The following is a 22,185-nucleotide window of genomic DNA, read 5'->3' on the forward strand; positions in this document are numbered from 1 at the left end:
AAAAACTAGTGCTAAGGTTTGCATAAAAAACCCGCCGAGATTTATCTCGGCGGTCTTTTTATTACTTGTTTAAGTTGTAGAAAGAGTTGATACCGTGGTATTGAGCAGTTTCAGCCAACTGATCTTCGATGCGAAGAAGCTGGTTGTATTTCGCAACACGGTCCGTACGAGACGGAGCACCTGTTTTGATTTGTCCTGCGTTTGTTGCCACAGCGATGTCAGCGATTGTGCTGTCTTCAGTTTCACCAGAACGGTGAGAGATAACAGCTGTGTAGCCTGCGCGTTTCGCCATTTCGATCGCATCGAATGTTTCAGTCAATGTACCGATTTGGTTTACTTTGATCAGGATAGAGTTGCCTACGCCGTTTTTAATACCTTCAGAAAGTTTTTTCGTGTTTGTAACGAAGAGGTCGTCACCAACAAGCTGAACTTTTTTGCCAAGACGCTCAGTAAGAAGCTTGTGGCCTTCCCAGTCGTTTTCGTCAAGACCGTCTTCGATAGAGATGATTGGGTATTTAGAAACAAGCTCTTCATACCAGTCAACCATTTCAGCAGATGTTTTCACAACGCCTTCGCCAGACAGATGGTATTTGCCGTCTTCTTTGTTGTAGAACTCAGAAGATGCAGCATCCATAGCAAGTTTAACTTCTTCGCCAGGTTTGAAGCCGGCTTTTTCGATTGCTTCAACGATTGTTTGAAGCGCTTCTTCGTTAGAACCAAGGTTTGGAGCGAATCCGCCTTCGTCACCTACAGCAGTGTTTAAGCCTTTTGCGCTTAATACTGATTTCAGGCTGTGGAAGATTTGAGCGCCCATGCGAAGTGCTTCACGGAAGTTAGGAGCACCTACAGGCATGATCATGAATTCTTGAATATCCACGTTGTTATCAGCATGCTCTCCGCCGTTTACGATGTTCATCATCGGTACAGGAAGCGTTTTTGAGTTGAATCCTCCAAGGTATTGGTAAAGAGGAATCTGTAAGAAATCAGCAGCAGCACGCGCACAAGCCATAGATACGCCAAGGATTGCGTTCGCGCCAAGTTTGCCTTTGTTTTCAGTACCGTCAAGCTCGATTAAAAGCTGGTCGATTGCGTTTTGTTCAGTTACATCAAAGCCAAGAAGCTCTGGAGCAATGATTTCGTTTACGTTGTTAACAGCTGTTAACACGCCTTTTCCAAGGTAACGGTCTTTGTCGCCGTCACGAAGCTCAACCGCTTCGTATTCACCTGTAGAAGCTCCGCTTGGCACTAATGCGCGGCCGAAAGCTCCTGTTTCTGTATATACTTCAACTTCAACTGTTGGGTTGCCGCGGGAGTCTAATACTTCGCGTGCATAAACATCAACAATGTATGGCATGAGTTTTGTCTCTCCTTTTGATTTTCAAATTATTTTTGAATTAAAGATGTTCCTGTCATTTCTTTCGGTTTTTCAACACCAAGAAGGTCTAATAACGTTGGTGCAAGGTCGCCTAGGATTCCGCCTTCACGCAGCGTAATGCCTTCTTTCGTTACAATCACAGGGACTGGGTTTGTTGTATGCGCAGTGTGCGGTTCGCCTGATTCTGTAATCAGAATGTCAGCATTACCGTGATCAGCAGTAATGATAGCGTGTCCGCCTTTAGCAAGGATCGCGTCAACGACTTCGCCCAAGCATTCGTCCACTGCTTCAATTGCTTTAATTGTTGGTTCAACCATTCCGGAGTGGCCGACCATATCAGGGTTTGCGAAGTTCAGAATGATCGCGTCATGCTTGTCAGCTTCAATTTCTTTGACAAGCGCGTCCTTCACTTCATACGCACTCATCTCAGGCTTCAAGTCATACGTTGCAACTTTAGGCGAGTTGATGAGAATACGCTCTTCACCCGGGAATTCAGCTTCACGGCCGCCGCTCATAAAGAACGTGACGTGCGGATACTTTTCAGTTTCTGCAATTCGAAGCTGTTTTAACCCGTGCTGAGATAATACTTCTCCGACTGTGTTATCAAGATTTATCGGTTTAAACGCTACATAGCCGTCAACTGTTTCACTGAAGTGAGTCAGGCAGACGAAATACAGGTTCTTTGGATAATTCTCGCCGCGGTCGAAGTCACGGAAGTCTTTGTTTGTGAACGTGTTGGAAATCTGGATGGCGCGGTCCGGTCTGAAATTATAGAAAATCACAGAATCGCCGTCTTGGATTTTCGCAACAGGCTCACCGTTTTCTTTTGTGATGACAGATGGAATCACGAATTCATCGTAGATACCATTTGCATATGAATCATCAACAACATCCAGGGCGCTGCGGTAAGATGGGCCTTCGCCGTATGCCATTGCGCGGTACGCTTTTTCTACACGGTCCCAGCGTTTGTCGCGGTCCATAGAGTAGTAACGTCCGGAAATGCTGGCGATTTCACCCACACCGATTTCCTTGATTTGATCGTTCAACTGGTTGATGTACGTTTTCGCTGTCTGCGGACCTACATCACGGCCGTCAAGGAAGCCATGGATATAAACCTTTGTCAGCCCTTCTTTTTTCGCAAGCTTTAACAGTGCGAATAAATGGTTGATATGGCTGTGCACGCCTCCGTCAGATAAAAGACCGAACAGGTGCAAGGCTTTGTTGTTTTCTTTCGCGTTGCTGATCGCGTCAAGGAATGTTTGATTGCGTTCGAACTCTCCTTCGCGAATGGCAACATTTACGCGTGTTAAGCTTTGGTACACAATACGTCCCGCACCAATATTTAAGTGACCTACTTCGGAGTTCCCCATTTGCCCTTCAGGAAGACCTACAGCCTCGCCTGAAGCAGTCAATGTTTGATGAGGATACTGGTTCCAGTAGCGGTCAAAATTCGGTTTTTTCGCTAAAGCGACTGCGTTCCCTACTGTTTCGTTACGTAATCCGAACCCATCAAGAATGATGAGTGCAGCTGGTTTTTTACTCATATTGACCTTCCTCCAATAATTGAACGAATGACTGTGGCTCAAGGCTCGCGCCGCCGACCAAAGCACCGTCAATATCGGACTCTGCCATATATTCTTTAATGTTTGCAGGCTTTACGCTTCCGCCATATTGGATGCGAAGCTTGTCTGCAGCTTCTTGGCTGAAGCTTTCAGCGACGGTTTTACGGATATGCGCACACACGTCATTCGCATCTTTCGCTGTAGAAGATTTGCCTGTTCCGATTGCCCAGATTGGCTCATACGCAATAACAGAAGCAGCAACTTGTTCTTCAGAAAGACCAGCAAGGCCTTTTTTCACTTGGTCAGCAACAAGATCATTTGTTTTGCCGGCTTCACGCTCTTCAAGCGTTTCACCTACACAGATGATCGGCACAATGCCGTGTTTGAAAGCTGCGTGTGCTTTTTTGTTAACTGTTTCATCAGTTTCAGCGAACATTTCACGGCGCTCAGAGTGGCCGATGACGCAGTAGTCAACGCCAAGGTCTTTCAGAGCAACCGGGCTGATTTCGCCTGTGAACGCGCCGCTTTCTTCGAAGTGCATGTTTTGAGCGCCGATTTTTAGGTCAGTGCCTTTAACAGCAGAAGCAAGCTTTTCTAAGAAAAGCGCTGGCGCGCAAACAACAGCTTCAGCTTTGTCTGCTGCTGGAATGGAAGATTTTACTTCTTCAACGAAGCTGACAGCTTCGCCGAGTGTTTTGTTCATTTTCCAGTTACCGGCGATAATTGGTTTTCTCATCTGTTCCACTTCCTTATAGCAGTTTTGAGATTATTTATCGTTCAGTGCAGCTACCCCTGGAAGCTCTTTGCCTTCCATAAACTCAAGGGATGCGCCGCCGCCTGTTGAGATGTGGCTCATTTTGTCAGCAAGGCCGAATTTTTCAACCGCTGCTGCAGAGTCTCCTCCGCCGATGACAGAGTATGTATCTTTCGCCTCTGCCAATGCTTCCGCAACCGCTTTTGTTCCTTGAGCGAACAAGTCGATTTCGAATACGCCCATTGGTCCGTTCCACACGACAAGTTTGCTGTTTTTGATGACGTCAGCATACGTTTCGCGTGTTTTCGTACCAATGTCGATTGCTTCTAAATCACTAGGGATTTCAGAGATCGGCACAATTTTCACGTTTGCATCGTTAGAGAAATCATCTGCAACGAGTACATCTTCAGGCATATAGAAGTTAACGCCTTTTTCTTTAGCGCGGTCCATAAATGATTTCGCAAGCTCGATTTTATCCTCTTCAAGAAGAGATTTACCGACTTCATAGCCAAGCGCTTTTACGAAAGTATAAGCAAGACCTCCGCCGATGATCAGGTTGTCTACTTTATCAAGAAGACTTTCGATTACACCGATTTTGTCTTTTACTTTCGCTCCGCCGATGATCGCTGTGAACGGGCGGTCAGGATTGGAAACCGCTTTTCCAAGTACATCAAGCTCTTTTTCCATTAAGAAACCTGCAACTGCTGGCAGATGCTCGGCAATTCCAGCTGTAGATGCGTGAGCACGGTGGGCAGCACCGAATGCGTCATTTACATATACATCTGCAAGCTCAGCAAATGCTTTTGCAAGCTCAGGGTCATTTTTCTCTTCACCAGGATAGAAACGTACGTTTTCCAATACAAGAACGTCTCCGTCCTTCATCTCGGAAATTTGTGCTTTTACAGCATCGCCGTATGCTTCATCCGCTTTTTTCACTTCTTTGCCAAGTAGTTCGCCGAGACGTGCAGCGACAGGAGTTAAACGAAGCTCCTCAACCACTTCGCCTTTCGGGCGGCCTAAGTGGCTCGCAAGAAGGACTTTCGCGCCTTGGTCTGCAAGGTGTTTGATTGTTGGAAGCGCAGCACGGATACGTGTATCGTCTGTTACTTCCCCGTCTTTCATTGGAACGTTAAAGTCGACGCGGCAGAATACAACTTTGCCTTTTACGTCGATGTCTTTGAGAGTTTTCTTATTCATGCCTAGGAGATCCTCCTTCAAAATGGTTTGCATACAGCACGAAAAACGTGAAACCGTCTGTTCAAGCGATAACGCCGCTAGGGCAGATCGCAGTCTTTTTCGGCACAGGGCAGTTCGTCTAAAAGCCAGGGCAGCGGCCTTAGGCGAAAGTGCCGGCAAAGCTGCTTAAAACGCGGTCGTTTCTCTATCACAGAGCGTTTTCTGAAAGCCGGTCTTCATGGAAAAAGGGAAAGGGAGTCCGTCCCCTTCCCTTGTCCGCTTTCATTATAGCGCTTCTATTCGAAAGAACCAAGTCAGGTCCTTTTTCAGCTATAAATTAAAGACCTTTTTTTGCGATGTAAGCTGCAAGGTCAACAACGCGGTTAGAGTAGCCGCTTTCGTTATCGTACCAAGAGATTACTTTTACCATGCTGCCTTCCATAACCATTGTAGAAAGAGCATCGATTGTAGAAGAGTTTTTGTTTCCGTTGTAGTCGCCAGAAACTAATGGCTCTTCGCTGTAGCCAAGGATTCCTTTAAGGTCGCCTTCAGCCGCTTCTTTAAGAGCTGCGTTTACTTCTTCAGCTGTTACTTCTTGGTTCAGTTCAGCAACCAAGTCAACTAGAGAAACGTTTGGAGTTGGAACACGCATTGCTCCACCGTTCAGTTTGCCTTTTAGTTCAGGAAGAACTAGAGAAACTGCTTTAGCAGCACCAGTTGATGTTGGGATGATGTTTTCAGCTGCTGCACGCGCACGACGGTAGTCTTTGTGCGGAAGATCAAGGATTTGCTGATCGTTTGTGTAAGAGTGAACAGTTGTCATCATACCGCGTTTGATGCCGAATTTATCGTTAAGTACTTTTGCAAACGGCGCAAGGCAGTTTGTTGTGCAAGATGCGTTAGAGATAACATCGTGGTTAGCCGCATCGTATTTATCTTCGTTAACACCCATAACGATTGTGATATCTTCTTCGTTAGCAGGAGCAGAGATGATTACTTTTTTCGCGCCAGCTTCTAAGTGTTTCGCAGCGTCTGCGCGTTTTGTGAAGAAACCAGTAGATTCAACTACGATTTCAACGCCTTGTTTGCCCCAGCTAAGTTTAGCAGGATCGCGTTCTGCAGAAACTTCAATTGTTTTGCCGTTAACAACAAGGTTGTTACCGTCAACTGAAACTTCAGCGTCTAATTTTCCGTGTACAGAATCATATTGTAAAAGGTGAGCTAGCATGTTAGCATCTGTTAAATCGTTAACCGCTACTACCTCAACTTCAGGATTGTTTAATGCTGCGCGGAATACGTTACGTCCAATACGACCAAAACCGTTAATACCGACTTTTACTGCCATGATTGTTTCCTCCTTTAAATAAGTGAGAGATATTTATATTGAGGGATTATTCATCCCTTAATAACTTCTTTGCGGCTCCTTCGTCTGTGACGAGAACCGTGTTGCGTGGCTTTTTAAAGTAAGCCTCGATCGCCTCGGCTTTTGATGATCCGCCCGCTACCGCAATAATATCGGGGATGGCGTCTATGTCATCCAGCTGCATTCCGACAGAATGCACTTTGTGAACCACTTCGCCGTCCGCGTTAAAATAGTAGCCGAACGCTTCTGTCACCGCGTCGTTATCATCTATTTTCTTTAAGTCTTCTAAAGGCGTGTTTCTGCGCTGAGCCATAGTTTTAGCTTCGCCGATTCCGTGAACCAGCATACTCGCTGATTTAATGGTGTTCAGCACCTCTTTGACAGAAGGCTCTTCAATAATAGATGAATAGGCGCCTTGTGACAGCTGTCCCGGAACAAACAAAAGCCGGTAAGTGCCTGAAGCCTTCTCCGCCATATGCGCGCATATGGTGTTCGCCTGGTTTTTCACGTCTTCGCCTAAACCGCCTCTTGCAGGCACAAACAAAAGCTCGCGGTTTTTAGAATCCGGCGTCATCATTTCGGCGACAGCTTCAATTGTCGTACCGCCAGTTACAGCGACGATATTTTTGCCTGAAAATCTTTTTTTCATACATGCGACAGCCGCTCTTCCCATTTCTTTTTTGACCCATGGGGATTGATCGCTGTCTCCGGATACGATAATGGCATCCTTCAGATTTAAACGTTCTTTTAATGTCTTTTCCAAAAGAGTCAAACCTAAAACATCTTTCATCGTATCTTCCAAAACAGAAAGCAGTTCATAGCCCTCTTCTGTCAATGTCATGCCGTTTGTCTTAATATCGACCAGGTTCTGTTCCTTTAAAAACTGAACCTCGCCCCTCAGCACACGCTCGCTGATTCCGAGACTGGCAGACAGGCTTCTTCGCCCGATGGGTTCTGTCAGCCTGATATACTGCAAGATTTCAAACCTCTTTTGCATAACGAACAGAAGATCAGGCAATAATTTTTTTTGAGCTTGTATTAACTGGTTCATGACTCAAACGTTCCTTCCTTTTTTGCTGGACATTATATGTCCCGCTATGACAAAAAACGTCCCGTCATAGCCAAAAAAAATCATTTCTGCTTTCTTTAATTATTTTAACAGGGTGGAATTGTTTATTCAACTGTTAAGAGCCAATTCATCGACAATATTCGCAGAGTTTTCATGCCGCGTCGTTTTATCCAGCAATATTTTATCCTATATATCTTTATCTTATACAGAAAGCGCCAAATGGTGCATCCCAATATAAACAGCCCTTCCCGTAGAAAGGGCTGTTTCATTAAAGCGTTTTCATTTTATCCAAAGCTTTTCAATTTCCTCGAGCGATTTGTTCTTCGTTTCCGGACAGATCGTAACGACAAACAGGAAACAAAGGATGTTAATCACCGCAAAGATCCAAAATGTATAGGCGAGCCCGAAAGAATCGATCATCATTGGCACAAACTGTCCGATCGCCCAGTTTGCTCCCCATAAAAAGATGGTCGCAATGCCCGCGGCCCGCGCACGCAGATGGTTCGGGAAGATTTCAGAAATCATAATCCATGTGATCGGTCCGACCGAGACACAGAAAGCAGCGACAAAACCTAATATAAGGACGATCATCATGATCCCGCTTGTTAACTCAAAATAAAACGACGTCCCGATTAAAATCATAAAAATAGCCATAAAAGCAGAACCGATGGACATCAGTTTTTTTCGTCCGACTTTATCAATCAGCAACACCGCAATAACGGTAAAAATAACTTCTACAACCCCGACGATACAAGTCGTCACAAATCCGGCGTTTTGCCCGAATCCCATCATTTTAAAGATTTCCGGCCCGTAGTAAGTAATCGCGTTCATGCCGATGACTTGGTTAAACAGCGCCAGCAGGATTCCAATGACAAGCGCCTTTCTGAGCCCCGGCTTAAACAGCTGGGAGAGCGACCCCATTTGTTCTATTTTTAAAGAGTTCTCAATGTTCTTTAATTCTTCTTTTGCAACAGTTTCTCCATTAATTCGTGTCAGGATCTTTAAAGCTTCATTTGTTTTGCCCGCTTTCGCCAGCCATCTCGGACTTTCCGGGACGACGAGCAGGACAAGGAAAAAAATGACGGACGGCACCATTCCATAAGCAAGCATCCATCTCCAGCCGGTGTGCACGCCCCATTCGTATGTTCCGGACCGCTGCACAGCTAGATTAATAAAGTATGTTGCGGAAATCCCCAGTATCGTAAAGAGCTGATATAAGGAAGATAAACTTCCGCGTATGGCGGGCGGTGCCGCTTCTGTAATATACGTAACAGAGAGCGATGAGCCCATCCCGATTCCCAGCCCCCCGATAATCCTTGCAATGATTAAGGTGGACACGTCTTGAGAAAGCGCTGAAACGATTGCTGATATCGCAAATAACAAAGCGGCTGTCATTAAAATTTTTCTCCGGCCGAATCTGTCACTTAAAAATCCGGATATCCCGACGCCCACAACTCCTCCAATCATAATGCTTGAAATGACAAGTCCCTCCATAAACGGACTCAGGCTATATAAATCTTTCAGAAAACCGATGGCGCCAGAAATCACTGCCGTGTCATAGCCATACAATAAGCCGCCAAGCCCCGCCGCACATGAGATCAAAATGACAAATCCCATTGAATGGCTTCTTGTTACAGGAACATTTGGTTCTAATTGAGTTGGAGTATTCTTCATTTCCCTGCCCTCCCGAATGTTGAGTAAAGCGTTTTCATTTAAACCTTCAATTGTACGTACTTATATTAAAATTTAACGAAAATTACATTTAATTAGTACGTACAAATATAGAATAATCTTGTTTGCATTTTCTGTCAATGTTTTCTTACAAAGAACGCTGTGATATACTGAAATTTGTCCGTATACATTTTGGAGGAATGGATATGTTACCAAAATACGCGCAAGTAAAAGAAGAAATCAGTTCATGGATTAATCAAGGCAAAATACTGCCCGATCAAAAAATCCCTACCGAAAACGAATTAATGCAGCAATTCGGCGTCAGCCGGCATACCATCCGCAAAGCGATCGGAGACCTCGTATCACAAGGTCTGCTGTACAGCGTGCAAGGCGGGGGTACCTTTGTCGCTTCACGCTCTGCTAAGTCAGCGCTGCATTCCAATAAAACGATCGGTGTTTTGACAACCTACATATCAGACTATATTTTCCCGAGCATCATCAGAGGAATCGAGTCCTATTTAAGCGAGCAGGGGTATTCTATGCTTTTGACAAGCACAAACAACAACCCGGACAATGAAAGAAGAGGCTTAGAAAACCTGCTGTCCCAGCATATTGACGGACTCATCGTAGAACCGACAAAAAGCGCCCTTCAAACCCCAAACATCGGCTACTATCTGAACTTGGAGAAAAACGGCATTCCTTTTGCGATGATTAACGCGTCATATGCCGAGCTTGCCGCACCGAGTTTTACCTTGGATGATGTGAAAGGCGGGATGATGGCGGCGGAGCATTTGCTTTCTCTCGGCCACACGCATATGATGGGTATTTTTAAAGCTGATGACACACAAGGCGTGAAACGGATGAACGGATTTATACAGGCGCACCGGGAGCGTGAGTTGTTTCCTTCTCCGGATATGATCGTGACATTTACAACGGAAGAAAAAGAATCAAAACTTCTGGAGAAAGTAAAAGCCACACTGGAGAAAAACAGCAAGCACATGCCGACAGCCATTCTTTGTTATAACGATGAAATTGCGCTGAAGGTGATTGATATGCTGAGGGAGATGGATCTTAAAGTGCCGGAGGATATGTCTATTGTCGGGTACGATGATTCACATTTCGCCCAAATCTCAGAAGTGAAACTAACCTCTGTCAAACATCCGAAATCAGTGCTTGGAAAAGCAGCAGCCAAATATGTCATTGACTGCTTAGAGCATAAAAAGCCGAAGCAAGAGGATGTCATATTTGAGCCTGAGTTGATCATTCGCCAGTCCGCACGAAAACTGAATGAATAAAAAAAGCAATGTATGGGTCTCCCCGTCACATTGCTTTTTTTATAGCTGTTATCTGTTTTTCCAAACGTCAGCGATGATTTCAAACGAACGCATTCTGTCTGCGTGTTCAAAGGTTTCTGAGTTAACCATAATTTCGTCAGCCTGTGTCGTTTTGACGAAATCTTCAAGCTTCGCCTTCACTTCTTCCGGACCTCCGACAATCGTGGAGCTCAGCTGCTCATTGACCATCGCTTTTTCATACGGGCTCCAAATTTGATCCATATCCTCAACAGGCGGTTTAAGCTGGTTCGGCGTACCGCGGACAAGATCAAGAAACCTTTGATAATGCGAAGTCGCAAGGTGCTGCGCTTTCTCGTTTGTATCTGCTGCGATAATGGTGACACCGACCATCGCATGCGGTTCGTCGAGCACGTCTGACGGCGTGAAGGAATTGCGGTACAGCTCCAAAGCAGGAACCGTATTCGCCGGTGAGAAATGAGCGGCAAAGGCAAACGGAAGACCTAGTTCACCTGCCAGACGGGCGCTGAAGCCGCTTGAGCCCAGCAGCCAAATCGGCACGTCTATGCCCTCTCCGGGAATGGCGCGAACTTGATTGCGCACATTTCCTGACGGTTTAAAATAATTGCGCAGTTCCTCTAATTGTTCTGGAAAATCCTCCCCGCTGTTGATGTTTCTGCGGAGCGCTCTGGCTGTCAACTGGTCTGTTCCCGGCGCACGTCCAAGCCCCAGATCAATCCGCCCGGGATACAGTGTTTCCAGTGTGCCGAATTGTTCAGCAATGACTAATGAAGAGTGGTTCGGGAGCATAATGCCGCCGGAACCGACGCGGATTTTCTTCGTGCCTCCGGCAATATGGCCAATCAAAACTGCGGTGGCAGAGCTTGCAACACCTTCTATATTATGATGTTCAGCAAGCCAGTAACGGTGATAGCCCCATTCCTCTGCCCGGCGCGCCAAGTCCATGCTGTTTCGGAATGATTCTGCAATCGTTCCTCCCTGAACAACCGGAGATAAATTCAAGACAGAAAGCAAGGTATCTTTGCGTTGGTTGTTAGACATATTGTTCTCCTTTGCAAATGTGTTATCAGTAAACAGCCCAAAGCTGTCAGGTCATGATTGAAAGAACTTCTATCACACCATAACACAACTGCATTCAGGAATAAAAGAATTTGATTCGATGAAATTCGAACAATATAAAACGAACGGTTTGGAACATTATTCTGCTCCAAACAACTCCTTAGCCATCTCAATAAAGAGCTTAGCCGCCAGAGAAGCCTCCTTTAGCGACGGAACAGCAAGCTGCACATCACGGTATACCTGCGGGTCCAATTCCCGGGTCACCACATGCTCTGGCAGCGGCATCCCCGACATGGACATTTCTGATAAAATGGCCAGGCCCAGGCCTTCTCTGATCATACTGATCGAGGTGTTGATGTTATAGACCGTGAAAGCTGGGTGCAGCGTAGCACCCGCCTGCCTGAACATATCGATAAATGGTGATTCATAGCCGCCGTCACAGACGATCATCGGTTCATGGTCAAGATCTTTCAGCGTAATGGCTGAATGACTGGCAAGCGGGTGATCGTCCCTGAGCACGACAGCCATTTTGTCTTTTTTCAAATGAATGTACTCCATCTCCTCTGTTGGATACAGAAGAATCCCAACATCTATCATCCGCGTATGAAGCCACTCCTTGACTTCATTTACAGTTCCCTCGTGCAGCACGAGCTCAAGTTTCGGATATTTTTGTTTAAATTCACTGATCAGCTTCGGCATAAAATAAGCCGAGGCAGTTGAGAATGTGCCGATATGGATCGTTCCCAGTTCAAGCCCTTTTTCCGCTGCTGCTACCTGCTCAACTTTTTCAATGCCTTTTAAGACTTCTCTGATGTGTACTAAGATCTGTTTTCCCGTATCCGTCAGCATCAGGCCATTGCGGCGGTCACGAATGATCAGCTTTACATCAAGCTCAGCTTCGATCGCAGAAATCGCATGGCTGACAGCCGGCTGTGTCATGTTCAGCGCCTGACCCGCTTTTGTAAAGCTTCCCGTTTCAGCTATTTTCACAAAAACCTTTAATTGAGTAATGGTCATAACAATTTACTTATGCTCCTTATAAAAAAGATTCATTTTATTTATCTTATGTTCTACCGTATCATATGATGGAAAAGTTCTACAAGGAGTGAATGAACAATGAAGCAGCTCTCAAAAACGCGGACAGCTCTCCTGCTCGCATTTCTCGTCATCATGTGGGGCGTCAATTGGCCGCTGTCCAAAGCCGCGCTCGCCTATTCTCCGCCATTATTGTTCGCGGGCATCCGAACGCTGATCGGCGGGCTTTTATTAGTCATTGTCGCACTGCCGCGTATTCATAAATTACGCTTAAAAGAAACGTGGCCGATTTATCTTGTTTCTGCTCTTTTAAATATTACATTATTCTACGGCCTGCAAACGATCGGGCTGAATTATCTTCCGGCCGGCCTGTTTTCTGCAATCGTCTTCTTCCAGCCTGTTCTGATGGGTGTATTTTCTTGGCTGTGGCTCGGCGAATCCATGTTTGTAATGAAAGTGATCGGACTCATCCTCGGTTTTGCGGGAGTAGCCGTCATTAGTGCTGCGGGCTTTGGCGGGCATATTTCTGTCATTGGGGTTCTGCTGGCTCTCGGCTCCGCAATCAGCTGGGCGCTCGGAACGGTATATATGAAAAAAACAGGCAGCCGCGTCGATTCCATCTGGATGGTCGCTCTGCAGCTGACGATCGGAAGCGTGTTTCTGCTTATATCCGGCTTTTGGACAGAAAGCTTTTCGGCGATCCAATGGACAGCTCCGTTTATCACGAGCCTGCTGTTTATCTCCGTATTCGTTATCGCACTCGGCTGGCTTGTCTTTTTTACGCTTGTCGGTTCAGGAGAAGCAAGCAAGGTCGCATCTTATACTTTTTTGATTCCGCTCATATCAATCGTGGCCAGCTCCATTTTCCTGCATGAACCGCTCACCCTTAGCCTCTTGGCAGGGCTGCTGCTGATTGTCACGAGCATCTGTCTCGTGAATACAAAATCAAAAGCGCAGAAAGCTGCGGCGATTGGTATAAACGAGAAAGCTGCACAATAATAAAAACCCTCTTGCCGGATGCGGCAAGAGGGTTTCTTATTTACTGATGCTTGCGTCCTTTGACCAAATATGCAACTGTAATCAAAAGGTAGATCGCCGCAGTAATGCCGGTAATGACAATTGATGTTGTCATGATGACCCCGATCAGAATGGCGAGTAATGCCACAATCGCAAACCATGTCGTGTACGGGAACCATTTTACATAATAGGCCGGTGTTTCCGTTTGCTGTTTTCTCGATTTTAAATGAGCGAATCCGATGATCAGCCAAATGAATAAAACGGTATATCCCAATGATCCCATTAAATAATTAAATGTTTGGCTTCCTGCGAACAGAGAAATCAATACGCCAATATAGAGAGAAGAAGTGCACATCAGAATCGCAAACATCGGTACGTTTTTCGATGAAAGCTTAGAGAAGACCTTTGGAAGCCTTCCGTCACTTGCCTGTGTATATAAAATGCGTGATGATCCGTATAAACCTGAATTCATAGAAGAAATGATCGCCAGCAGGATGACTGCATTCATGATATGATCCGCGCCCGGAATGCCTACCATTTTAAAGACCATCACGAAAGGACTTTCCGGAACGGAATTGACTTGGTTCCATGGAATCAGGCTGACGATGATGAAAAACGGCAGCAGGTAAAACGCGACAATCCGTGTCAGTGTGCTGCGGACAGCTTTCGGGACAACCTTTTCCGGATTTTTTGTCTCTGCAAGCGTTACACCGATAATTTCTGTACCGCCGTAAGAGTAGATGACGACAAGCATCGCCGTGATCAGCCCTGTGCCGCCGTGCGGGAAAAATCCGCCGTGGTCTGTTAGATTCGAAAATCCGGATGCTGTATGATCACCGAATGATACAAATAAGAGCAGCAATCCCAGAATAATAAAGATAATAATAACGGTAATCTTGATCATTGCCAGCCAATATTCGGTTTCGGCGAAGATTTTAACAGAAAGCAAGTTTACAATCGTGACGATAAGAGAAATTCCTAATGCCAACACCCAGATCGGGCAGCCCGGCAGCCAATATTGAATGAAAATCGCAGCTACAACAGCTTCAGCCGCAATGTTGAGCACCCACATTTTCCAGTAGATCCAGTCCAAAAAGTAAGCGGCGTAATTTCCCAATACCTGTTGGACAAGATCACGGAAGGTTCTGGCGTTACGGTTTCGAACAGCCATTTCCGCCAGCCCCTGCATAATAAACAGCAAAATAATCCCGCCGAGCAGATATGCGAGAATGACAGATGGCCCTGCCACATCGATCGCTGAGCTGCTCCCCTTAAATAAACCTGCGCCGATTGCGCCGCCCAGCGCCATCATCATAATATGGCGGGACGTCATCGTGCGTTTTAACGTTTGATTGTCGTTTTTCATCCTCTTCTACCTCTCCTTCTCGTTTTCAAAAACAAAAAAGCCCGCCGTCTCCTACCTAATCTAATAGATAAAGAGACGACGAGCCTTCGGCTGACCGCGGTACCACTCTTGTTGATTCTTCATGAAGAATCCTGCTTTTGACCTGTAACGAAGGTTAGCCGTTAAAACATAGGGAATATTCAATCTATTCCGTTCCGTCTTACCACTCCCGGGCGAGTTCAAAGAAGAATCAGGCTGCGTCGCACCACCCCGCAGCTCTCTGTTCTGATCACTTTCTTTTACTGCTCCCAATCTATGTGTTTTAGTTTTCTGAAAAACTCAAATTTTATGATCTGAATATATTAACATAATATACGTGCTTCTCTTTTAACTGTCAATAACTTCAGAGAAAAAAGAAACTGTTATTTTGTCCCTTTTCGAATGGCTTTCCAAAAGGATTCTGACTCGTTTCCTAATGCGTAAACTGAAACACCTGCTATTTTATATTGCTTTGCCAGATGGCTTTTCGTTTGAACGGTTTTTTCGTTTTCATACCACACGACATGTTTATGCTTCTTTTTGTCAACATAAGAAAACGTCATCGAGCCTGATTTTTTGTTGAATGCCGGCTTTGCTTTTTGTTTTTTGATGAGGGATTTGAGCTCATTCCATTCCCTTATTGTGCTGGTACTTCCGTCTTTTACATCCCAGTCATAGCCGTACGCAGGGATTCCCATGATGACTTTATTGGCTTTGATCTTTTTGACTGAAAACTGCAGAGAACTTTTGATCCAGTTTGTGCTTGCCACTGACCCCGGCTCATCCCAAATGCCATGTTCGTCGTAGGTCATGACTTGTACGAAGTCGGCATATTTGCCGATTTTCGCATAATCATACGGCCAGCTCCAGTCATCACTTTTATCATCGGCGCTTTTGGCAGGAACGGATACCATTGTTTTAATATGTTTCTTATTCAAAGCCTGTGAGACATATTGAATGAAGTTCGAGTACGCAGCGCGGTCTTCTAGATTTACTGCTTCAAAATCGATATTGATTCCGTAATATGAGTGCTTTTTGGCCAGTGTTATTAACTGATCTGTGAATCGTTTTTTCGCTGTTTTATTACTCATGACTCGACTCGCTAAATCTCCGTCAAAATCATAAATGGCATCATTATAGTTTGAAATGACAGCCCATGTCTTGATTTTTTTCTTTTTCGCATATGTCAGCTGCTTGCTTGGGGCATCGCCAATGATTCGTCCGTTTTTTTCAAACGCAAATGTATCGGTTGCGATGGCATTCATGTATGTATGATATTTCGTAAGAGAATTGTATGAAGCCGTATCCCCAGTCGTGTAGCCTAGTGTCATTCCGGCTGCCTTCGCTTCTCCTTTTGTATACATAAACAGAACAATCGCAATCGCCAGTGAAACCGCTATGATCAGCCATTTTTTCATCGCATTTCCTCCTGTATCAAGTCATACTCTTCTCATCGGCCAAAAAATTGGAAGTTGAAGTTTCTTCAAGCAAAAAGCCCGGCATATGCCTGCCGGGCTTCCTGAGTTCAGCGGTCAGAGACGAGAATATATGCTGCCTTTACAGGTCCGTGCACTCCCACAACTAAATCCATTTCAATGTCTGCTGAGTTGCTCGGTCCGGTAATGTAGTTGATACATGAAGGAACAGTGTCACCGTTCGCAATGTTTTGGCGGATGATATCACTGGCTTGTGTCATTCTCGGTACAATGCTTGATTTCGGCACGATCGCAATATAAGTCGTCGGCAGAAGGCTGACAGATCGGCCGATGTCTTTTGAGGAGAAGAGGACAACCGTCCCCGACTCAGCCAATGTAATTTCGCTGAATGTAATCCCTACATTGGCTTGCTCCGCTTTTTTGATATTTTCCTCGCCTTTGTCAGCATCCCACTCCCAGACCGGCGTTCCTTCACTCGGCCAGTCCTTGGTGAGCAGGCTTTTCAGTCCGTATTCTTCAAAGCGGGGGTCCTTCGGAATGATGACAGGGCCTCCGGAAAAGCGGCTGACTTGCTCGCGCAGGGCATCATAAAGGCCGGTTGAATCCGTTTCAATCAGCTCTGTATGGATTTTGACACAATGGTTTTTGAGCACTGTGACTAAGTCATCCGCTGAATAACCTTCAAGTGTTTTATATTGCGGCTGATGCGCCCATTCAGGAACTGCCACGCCTCCTGTTCTTCTTTCACGGCCCAGGCTGGATGCGATTCTATTTAAAAAGCTCTCTTGATTCTGAATGGTTCCCTTCGTCATCACTGCTCCTCCTTCGTGCGTTCACTTGTTTCTCTGTCCGCAAACCAGTCTCTGAATCTCGATTTATGCGGTGCCGGGAAGTCACGGATCTGTGTCCAATTTTTAAGCGGGCCGGGCCCTTTCGAAATTTTTTCGTCCTCTGTAAAAGGCGTCATGGCGGCCGGCGCCCATTTTGAGCCCATTTTGTAAAGCGATAAAGAGGATGCGCCAAGTCCGAATGCTTTCATTGCAAGCTTTTCACTGATCGGCGCTCTGCCTTCTTTTTCGACGATATTCTGACGATGCTTGAGTAGCAGCTCATGAAGCGGGATTTTGACCGGGCAGGCTTCTGAACAAGCAGCGCACAGTGAAGACGCGTACGGCAGCTCCTTATAATCGTCATAACCGCCGAGCAACGGCGATAAAACCGCTCCGATCGGTCCCGAGTAGATTGAGCCGTATGAATGTCCGCCGACATGGCGGTACACAGGACAGACATTGATACAGGCGGCACAGCGGATACATTGCAGCACAGACTGGAATTCCGTTCCAAGGATATTGGATCGTCCATTGTCAACGATGACAAGATGGAATTCTTCCGGACCGTCCACTTCACCTTCCAGCTTCGGACCCGTCAAAGCTGTAATATAACTTGTCAGCCGCTGTCCGACAGCACTTCTTGTCAGCATGCTGACAAGCACTTCAAATTCAGAAAATGACGGGACAATCCGCTCCATTCCCATGACGGTAATTTGTGTTTTCGGCAAGGTGCTCACAAGCCGTCCATTTCCTTCATTTGTCACAAGACTGACGGAACCCGTGTCAGCGATGGCGAAGTTACAGCCGGTAATGCCGATATCCGCTTCCAGAAACTTTTTCCGGAGAATGGCGCGCGCATGCATCACCAGCTCTTCCGGTTTTTCTGTATGTTGATAGTCCAGCCTTTCTTTAAACACATCGCGTATCTGCTCTTTATTTTTATGAAGGGCGGGTGCTACGATATGTGACGGCGGATCGTGATCATCGATCTGCAAAATATACTCGCCGAGATCGGTTTCTACGACTTCACAGCCTTCCTTCTCCAGCACCTCATTCAGATTGATTTCCTCTGTGACCATTGATTTAGATTTCACAATTTTCTTCCCGTTCTTCTTTTGAATGACATCACGAATATAAGAAGACGCCTCTTCCGCTGTTTCCGCGAAATAGACATGTCCGCCTCTTTTCGCCACATTTTCGGCAAGCTGTCCGAGATAGAAATCAAGGTTTTCAAGGACATGCTGCCTGATTTCCTCTGATAATGAGCGCCACTCCTCCCAGTTTCCCAGTTCTTCTGCTGCCTCTAGGCGCCGCGTCCGCAGACGCTCCTGTGCACCCGAAACAGCACCTCTCATAAATTCATTATCAATCCCCTGTGATACCCGCTCTTTAAAAGCGTCAGTACCGATTTTCATCGCCATGATCCTTTCCCCCTCTGAATCCAGTTTTATCTGCTGTTGAGCACTTCGGCGATGTGCATCACTTTGACATTCTTATCTTTACGGTCAAGCCGTCCCCCGATATTCATCAAACAGCCGCAGTCAGCACCGATCAGCACCTCTGCTCCCGTTTCCTCCACACATTCGACTTTTTCATCGACCATCTGCTCAGAAATCTGCGCCATCTTGACGGAGAACGTTCCTCCGAATCCGCAGCAGTTATGTTTGCCCGGAAGCTCTGTAAACTGCAGGCCCTTCACATGGCTCAACAGCTTCATCGGCTCCTCCCGAACACCCAGCAGCCTTGTCATATGGCACGACGTATGTAAGGTCGCTTTTGTATGAAGGGTCGCGCCGACATCCTCTACTCCAAGTACGTTCACAATAAAATCTGTCAGTTCATACGTTTTATCCGCCAGCTTTTGCGCTTTATCGGCCCATTTCGGATCATCCTGAAACAGGTGCGGATACTCCCGGAACATCGTTGTGCAGGAACCGGAAGGACTGACAACATATTCGGAATCCTGAAACGTTTCGATCATCCGTTTCATTGCTTTTTTGGCGTCATTTACATAGCCGCTGTTGTAAGCCGGCTGCCCGCAGCAAATCTGCCCTTCCGGAAAATCAACCTCGCACCCAAGCCGCTCCAGCAGCTCAACCGTTGCTTTTCCGACATTTGTTTGAAACATATCAACAAGACAAGTGACAAAAAGTGAGACTTTCATGATGAACCCCTCTCTCATCCCCAATATATGATCAGGTCATCTGATGACCTGAGTTAAAATAACTATATGAATATCGTACACTATTCTGACAATGGAAGGGAAGGGTTTTCTAAACATCTCGGCAATAAAAAACGCCTGTTCCACTGGACAGACGTTCATAGCACTACACACTTTTTAATGGCCATACAGGCACTTTCTGTATTTTTTAAATGTCTTTACAAATGAATAAAAGAAGCTAAGAGCACTAAGGAGAACAATCCAGCCCGCTCCCCCTCTCATCAGTGCAAAAGGTGTTTCAAACAAAAAGGCTCTGATAAAAGCTGCTCCCGTCTTATCCCACAGGCCCGGCGTATAATACAAACTCTGGGGACGGATAAATAAATCAGCAGTCAAACCATTGGTAGTAAAGAGGATCATGATGAAGGATAAGAATATAAAAGAAAGTGCAAAGTACGATTGCAATAGACGTTTATATCTTCCGGCTCTGGATTCTGTATCCGAAAAAATATCGTCTGATGCACTGGCTTTCTCTTTTCTAAAATAATGCAGGCCTTGTGAACTGAAAAGATGCTTCCATCCGCTGTCTTCAAAGAGAGTTCGATAATCAGTAAAATCTCCCGGATGTTTAAAGGTGCGATAGTCTATTTTGACGGTAGAATTGTCAGACGATGTTTCATCTGAAAAACAATAGGATAAAAAAACTTTCCCTTTTAATTCGCACCCCTTATCTGCCATCTTATTCAGCCATTGTTCCTCACTGTCTATGTCCATAAAATATCTGTATTTCTTCATATGGTCTCCCCCTTTTTATTTACTTCCTGCCTCGTTATGTCAACCAGCCGCTCCATTCTCTCCATATCCTTCCACAACACATTTCTTCCGAGTTCAGTGATGATATATGTTTTTCTGCGGCGATCTTCACTTGGATAAGGCTCTATCAATTGATGCTTCAATAAGTTTTCAATTGCGCCATAAAGAGTTCCAGGCGCCATTTTAACTCTTCCGCCGCTAAGATCTTCAATATTTTTCATAATGATGTAGCCGTGAGCAGGATGTAACAAAGATAAAAGAACATAGTAAACAGTCTCAGTCAGCGGCAAATGCTTATTTTCATTCATATAACAGCCTCCAATATTCAGTATAACTGTATAATCCCATCATATACAGTTATACTGAATATTACAACCATAAATGACCAGCTAAACACAAAAAAACCCGGCTATAAATAACCAGGTTTCCATTAAATCCAGCCCTTTTCCTCAGCGATGCTGGCGGCTTCTGTCCGATTTTTCGCATTAAGCTTTTGGATGATTTCTGAGATATAGTTTCGAACTGTGCCTTGAGATAAATAGAGCTCCAGCGTAATGTCTTTTGTTGTCTTGCCCAAAGCCGCAAGCCTCAGAATTTCTTGCTCTCTAACGGTTAGCGGATTTTCGTCTCGCATCATATTAAACGTCAGCTCGGGGCTGAAGACACGTTTTCCCTTTACACATTTTCGAATGGCATCGGCCAGATCGTCAATTTCGCCGTCTTTCAGCAGATAGCCATGTGCACCGGCCTTTACGGCGCGTTCAAAATATCCGGGGCGGGCAAAGGTGGTTAAAATAATGACCTTGCTGACGCAGCCTTTTTTCATTAATTCCTCTGCCACATCCAGCCCGCTTCGAACCGGCATTTCAATGTCCATAATGCATACATCCGGCTCCAGCTTCAAAATAGCATGTAGCGCCTCTTCCCCGTTTAATGCTTGTCCGATGACAGTCATATCCTCTTCTAAATCAAGCAAAGATCCCAAAGCCCCTAAAAGCATTCGCTGGTCCTCAGCAATAAACAGACGAATCATTCTTTTCGTCCTCCAATCATTCTGCTTTTTTAATAAGCGGAATCGTCAGTGCCACAACCGTTCCGTTATGATCTGAAACCGTTAATCCCCCTTCAATGAGCATGAGCCGTTCCTCCATTCCCCGCAGGCCATTCCCAAACAATTTCTCCTTCGCCACTCCCTTTCCGTCATCCCGTATCACGATCCTCATTTTGTCAGCAAACTGAGAAATGGTGATGGCACAGTGGGTTGCTTTGCTGTGCTTGATAATGTTAGTCACGGCTTCCCGCATACACATACTGATAATATTTTGAGTGACGGGAGATATCACTGAAAAGTCGTCGGCTCCTTCGTATTGAAAGGTAATGTTCCCCGCTCTTAATATGTGCTGAATGTTTACGAGCTCCTCTGTTATCGTGACCGTTCTCATATCAGAAACCAGCTCTCGAACTTGCTTGAGTGCGGAGCGTGAACTGGTTTCCATTTCTTTTGCCTCAAGCTTGGTCCGTTCTATATCAGATGCAGCCAGCCGCTGAATGAGCTGGCTTTTTAATGTAAGCAGCGACAGGGTGTGGCCAAGAGTATCGTGAAGATCACGGGCGATTCGAACACGCTCCTCTCTTTTAGAGAGTTCTTTTATCTGTTCGTTGGCTTGTGCAAGCTTATTTTCAAGCTCAATCCTCCGAAACATAGAACGAATGCCGAATGGAGAAATGAGCATAATGACGAGAAACGGGAGAACAGAAAAAAGCTCCCGGAGCGAGACCGAATTCGCGATAAATTGGTATAGACATGGAAAAAGCAGTATAAAGATTAAAGCGCAGAACGCACGGTTAAAATTCGTTTTCTCTTTGTAATAACCAACAAAGTTTGCCGGGAAAAAACCTAAGTATATATAGGTGATATTGTAAAACACACTATATATCAAAATAACCGCCATTTGCACGATAAGCCAATATGTAAACGAAGCTTTGCCCACGCTGCAGAATAACTGGCGATATGCCGCTACAAAAAGGAGCAGCATGCCATATCCGATCCCCTGTTTGACACCTGATTCTTTTAATAAAGAAAGGAACGGCATAATCGTATACACCAGAAAGATATAAGGGAAAAACCCGAATTCCTTCGGGAAAATAGATATTGCCTTTTTCATGT

At 45.5% G+C, this 22,185-nt stretch carries 20 protein-coding genes and 1 other annotated feature; of the genes, 2 read left to right on the plus strand and 18 right to left on the minus strand.

Annotation, left to right across the window (positions count from 1 at the left end; all coding sequences use genetic code 11):
* Positions 1-61: 61 nt before the first annotated feature.
* The 7 genes from eno to araE form a co-directional block, all read right to left on the minus strand.
* Positions 62-1,354, minus strand: a complete 1,293-nt coding sequence (gene eno, locus ACZ07B_RS13855; RefSeq protein ID WP_003228333.1) for a phosphopyruvate hydratase — start codon at positions 1,352-1,354, stop codon at positions 62-64.
* A gap of 29 nt (positions 1,355-1,383) precedes the next feature.
* Entirely contained in the window at positions 1,384-2,919 is a 1,536-nt protein-coding gene (gene gpmI, locus ACZ07B_RS13860) for a 2,3-bisphosphoglycerate-independent phosphoglycerate mutase (protein ID WP_003228330.1), read from the minus strand.
* Positions 2,912-3,673: a triose-phosphate isomerase gene (gene tpiA, locus ACZ07B_RS13865; protein ID WP_077671068.1), complete on the minus strand. Its 762-nt coding sequence runs from the start codon at positions 3,671-3,673 to the stop codon at positions 2,912-2,914. Before tpiA ends, gpmI begins: the two co-directional genes overlap by 8 nt.
* 30 nt (positions 3,674-3,703) lie before the next feature.
* A complete protein-coding gene (locus ACZ07B_RS13870) occupies positions 3,704-4,888 on the minus strand; it encodes a phosphoglycerate kinase (RefSeq protein ID WP_003243051.1) in 1,185 nt (394 codons plus the stop codon).
* A gap of 316 nt (positions 4,889-5,204) precedes the next feature.
* On the minus strand, positions 5,205-6,212 hold the full coding sequence (gap, locus tag ACZ07B_RS13875; protein ID WP_003219957.1) for a type I glyceraldehyde-3-phosphate dehydrogenase: 1,008 nt from the start codon (positions 6,210-6,212) through the stop codon (positions 5,205-5,207).
* A 46-nt stretch (positions 6,213-6,258) separates the two neighbouring features.
* Positions 6,259-7,281 carry a gapA transcriptional regulator CggR gene (cggR, locus tag ACZ07B_RS13880; RefSeq protein WP_077671067.1) on the minus strand — a complete coding sequence of 341 codons (1,023 nt, stop codon included), beginning with the start codon at positions 7,279-7,281 and terminating at the stop codon, positions 6,259-6,261.
* 297 nt (positions 7,282-7,578) lie between these two features.
* The gene (gene araE / locus ACZ07B_RS13885; RefSeq protein WP_003243899.1) at positions 7,579-8,973 is read right to left on the minus strand and encodes an arabinose-proton symporter AraE; all 1,395 of its coding nucleotides are present in this window, start codon (positions 8,971-8,973) and stop codon (positions 7,579-7,581) included.
* 203 nt (positions 8,974-9,176) lie between these two features.
* On the opposite strand from araE, the gene araR reads away from it, so the two are divergent.
* The gene (gene araR / locus ACZ07B_RS13890) at positions 9,177-10,265 is read left to right on the plus strand and encodes an arabinose utilization transcriptional regulator AraR (RefSeq protein ID WP_003243070.1); all 1,089 of its coding nucleotides are present in this window, start codon (positions 9,177-9,179) and stop codon (positions 10,263-10,265) included.
* Positions 10,266-10,313: 48 nt separating this feature from the next.
* Here the strand turns inward: araR and ACZ07B_RS13895 are convergent, their stop codons facing one another.
* Positions 10,314-11,324 carry an LLM class flavin-dependent oxidoreductase gene (locus tag ACZ07B_RS13895; RefSeq protein ID WP_106610879.1) on the minus strand — a complete coding sequence of 337 codons (1,011 nt, stop codon included), beginning with the start codon at positions 11,322-11,324 and terminating at the stop codon, positions 10,314-10,316.
* Between the two features lie 156 nt (positions 11,325-11,480).
* On the minus strand, positions 11,481-12,359 hold the full coding sequence (locus ACZ07B_RS13900; protein WP_003243271.1) for a LysR family transcriptional regulator: 879 nt from the start codon (positions 12,357-12,359) through the stop codon (positions 11,481-11,483).
* Between the two features lie 99 nt (positions 12,360-12,458).
* Here ACZ07B_RS13900 and ACZ07B_RS13905 point away from each other — a divergent pair, with 99 nt between their 5' ends.
* Complete coding sequence (locus ACZ07B_RS13905) at positions 12,459-13,376, plus strand: DMT family transporter (protein ID WP_029946021.1); 918 nt, start codon at positions 12,459-12,461, stop codon at positions 13,374-13,376.
* Positions 13,377-13,416: 40 nt separating this feature from the next.
* Here ACZ07B_RS13905 and ACZ07B_RS13910 read toward each other — a convergent pair whose 3' ends face one another.
* The 9 genes from ACZ07B_RS13910 to yvfT all read right to left on the minus strand — a co-directional run bounded on the left by ACZ07B_RS13910 (position 13,417) and on the right by yvfT (position 22,183).
* Entirely contained in the window at positions 13,417-14,760 is a 1,344-nt protein-coding gene (locus ACZ07B_RS13910; RefSeq protein ID WP_101169610.1) for an amino acid permease, read from the minus strand.
* Positions 14,761-14,828: 68 nt separating this feature from the next.
* Positions 14,829-15,064, minus strand: a binding site (T-box leader).
* Positions 15,065-15,161: 97 nt separating this feature from the next.
* Positions 15,162-16,196, minus strand: coding sequence for a glycosyl hydrolase family 18 protein (locus ACZ07B_RS13915; protein ID WP_464877329.1), 1,035 nt, complete (start codon positions 16,194-16,196; stop codon positions 15,162-15,164).
* Positions 16,197-16,303: 107 nt separating this feature from the next.
* Positions 16,304-17,026: a lactate utilization protein LutC gene (lutC, locus tag ACZ07B_RS13920; protein WP_064671573.1), complete on the minus strand. Its 723-nt coding sequence runs from the start codon at positions 17,024-17,026 to the stop codon at positions 16,304-16,306.
* Positions 17,026-18,465 carry a lactate utilization iron-sulfur protein LutB gene (gene lutB / locus ACZ07B_RS13925; protein WP_014480926.1) on the minus strand — a complete coding sequence of 480 codons (1,440 nt, stop codon included), beginning with the start codon at positions 18,463-18,465 and terminating at the stop codon, positions 17,026-17,028. Before lutB ends, lutC begins: the two co-directional genes overlap by 1 nt.
* Positions 18,466-18,491: 26 nt before the next feature.
* Entirely contained in the window at positions 18,492-19,208 is a 717-nt protein-coding gene (gene lutA / locus ACZ07B_RS13930) for a lactate utilization iron-sulfur protein LutA (RefSeq protein ID WP_042975336.1), read from the minus strand.
* Positions 19,209-19,382: 174 nt separating this feature from the next.
* Positions 19,383-20,000 (minus strand): DUF2812 domain-containing protein, encoded by a 618-nt coding sequence (locus ACZ07B_RS13935; protein ID WP_341284163.1) that lies wholly within the window; start codon positions 19,998-20,000, stop codon positions 19,383-19,385.
* The gene (locus tag ACZ07B_RS13940; RefSeq protein WP_041333190.1) at positions 19,997-20,326 is read right to left on the minus strand and encodes a PadR family transcriptional regulator; all 330 of its coding nucleotides are present in this window, start codon (positions 20,324-20,326) and stop codon (positions 19,997-19,999) included. The genes ACZ07B_RS13935 and ACZ07B_RS13940 overlap by 4 nt, the downstream gene beginning before the upstream one ends.
* Before the next feature lie 122 nt (positions 20,327-20,448).
* A complete protein-coding gene (gene yvfU / locus ACZ07B_RS13945; RefSeq protein ID WP_015251201.1) occupies positions 20,449-21,051 on the minus strand; it encodes a two-component system response regulator YvfU in 603 nt (200 codons plus the stop codon).
* A 16-nt stretch (positions 21,052-21,067) separates the two neighbouring features.
* The gene (gene yvfT / locus ACZ07B_RS13950; protein WP_335449606.1) at positions 21,068-22,183 is read right to left on the minus strand and encodes a two-component system sensor histidine kinase YvfT; all 1,116 of its coding nucleotides are present in this window, start codon (positions 22,181-22,183) and stop codon (positions 21,068-21,070) included.
* Between the last annotated feature and the right edge of the window lie 2 nt (positions 22,184-22,185).

The organism is Bacillus sp. 9.4 (assembly GCF_055486415.1).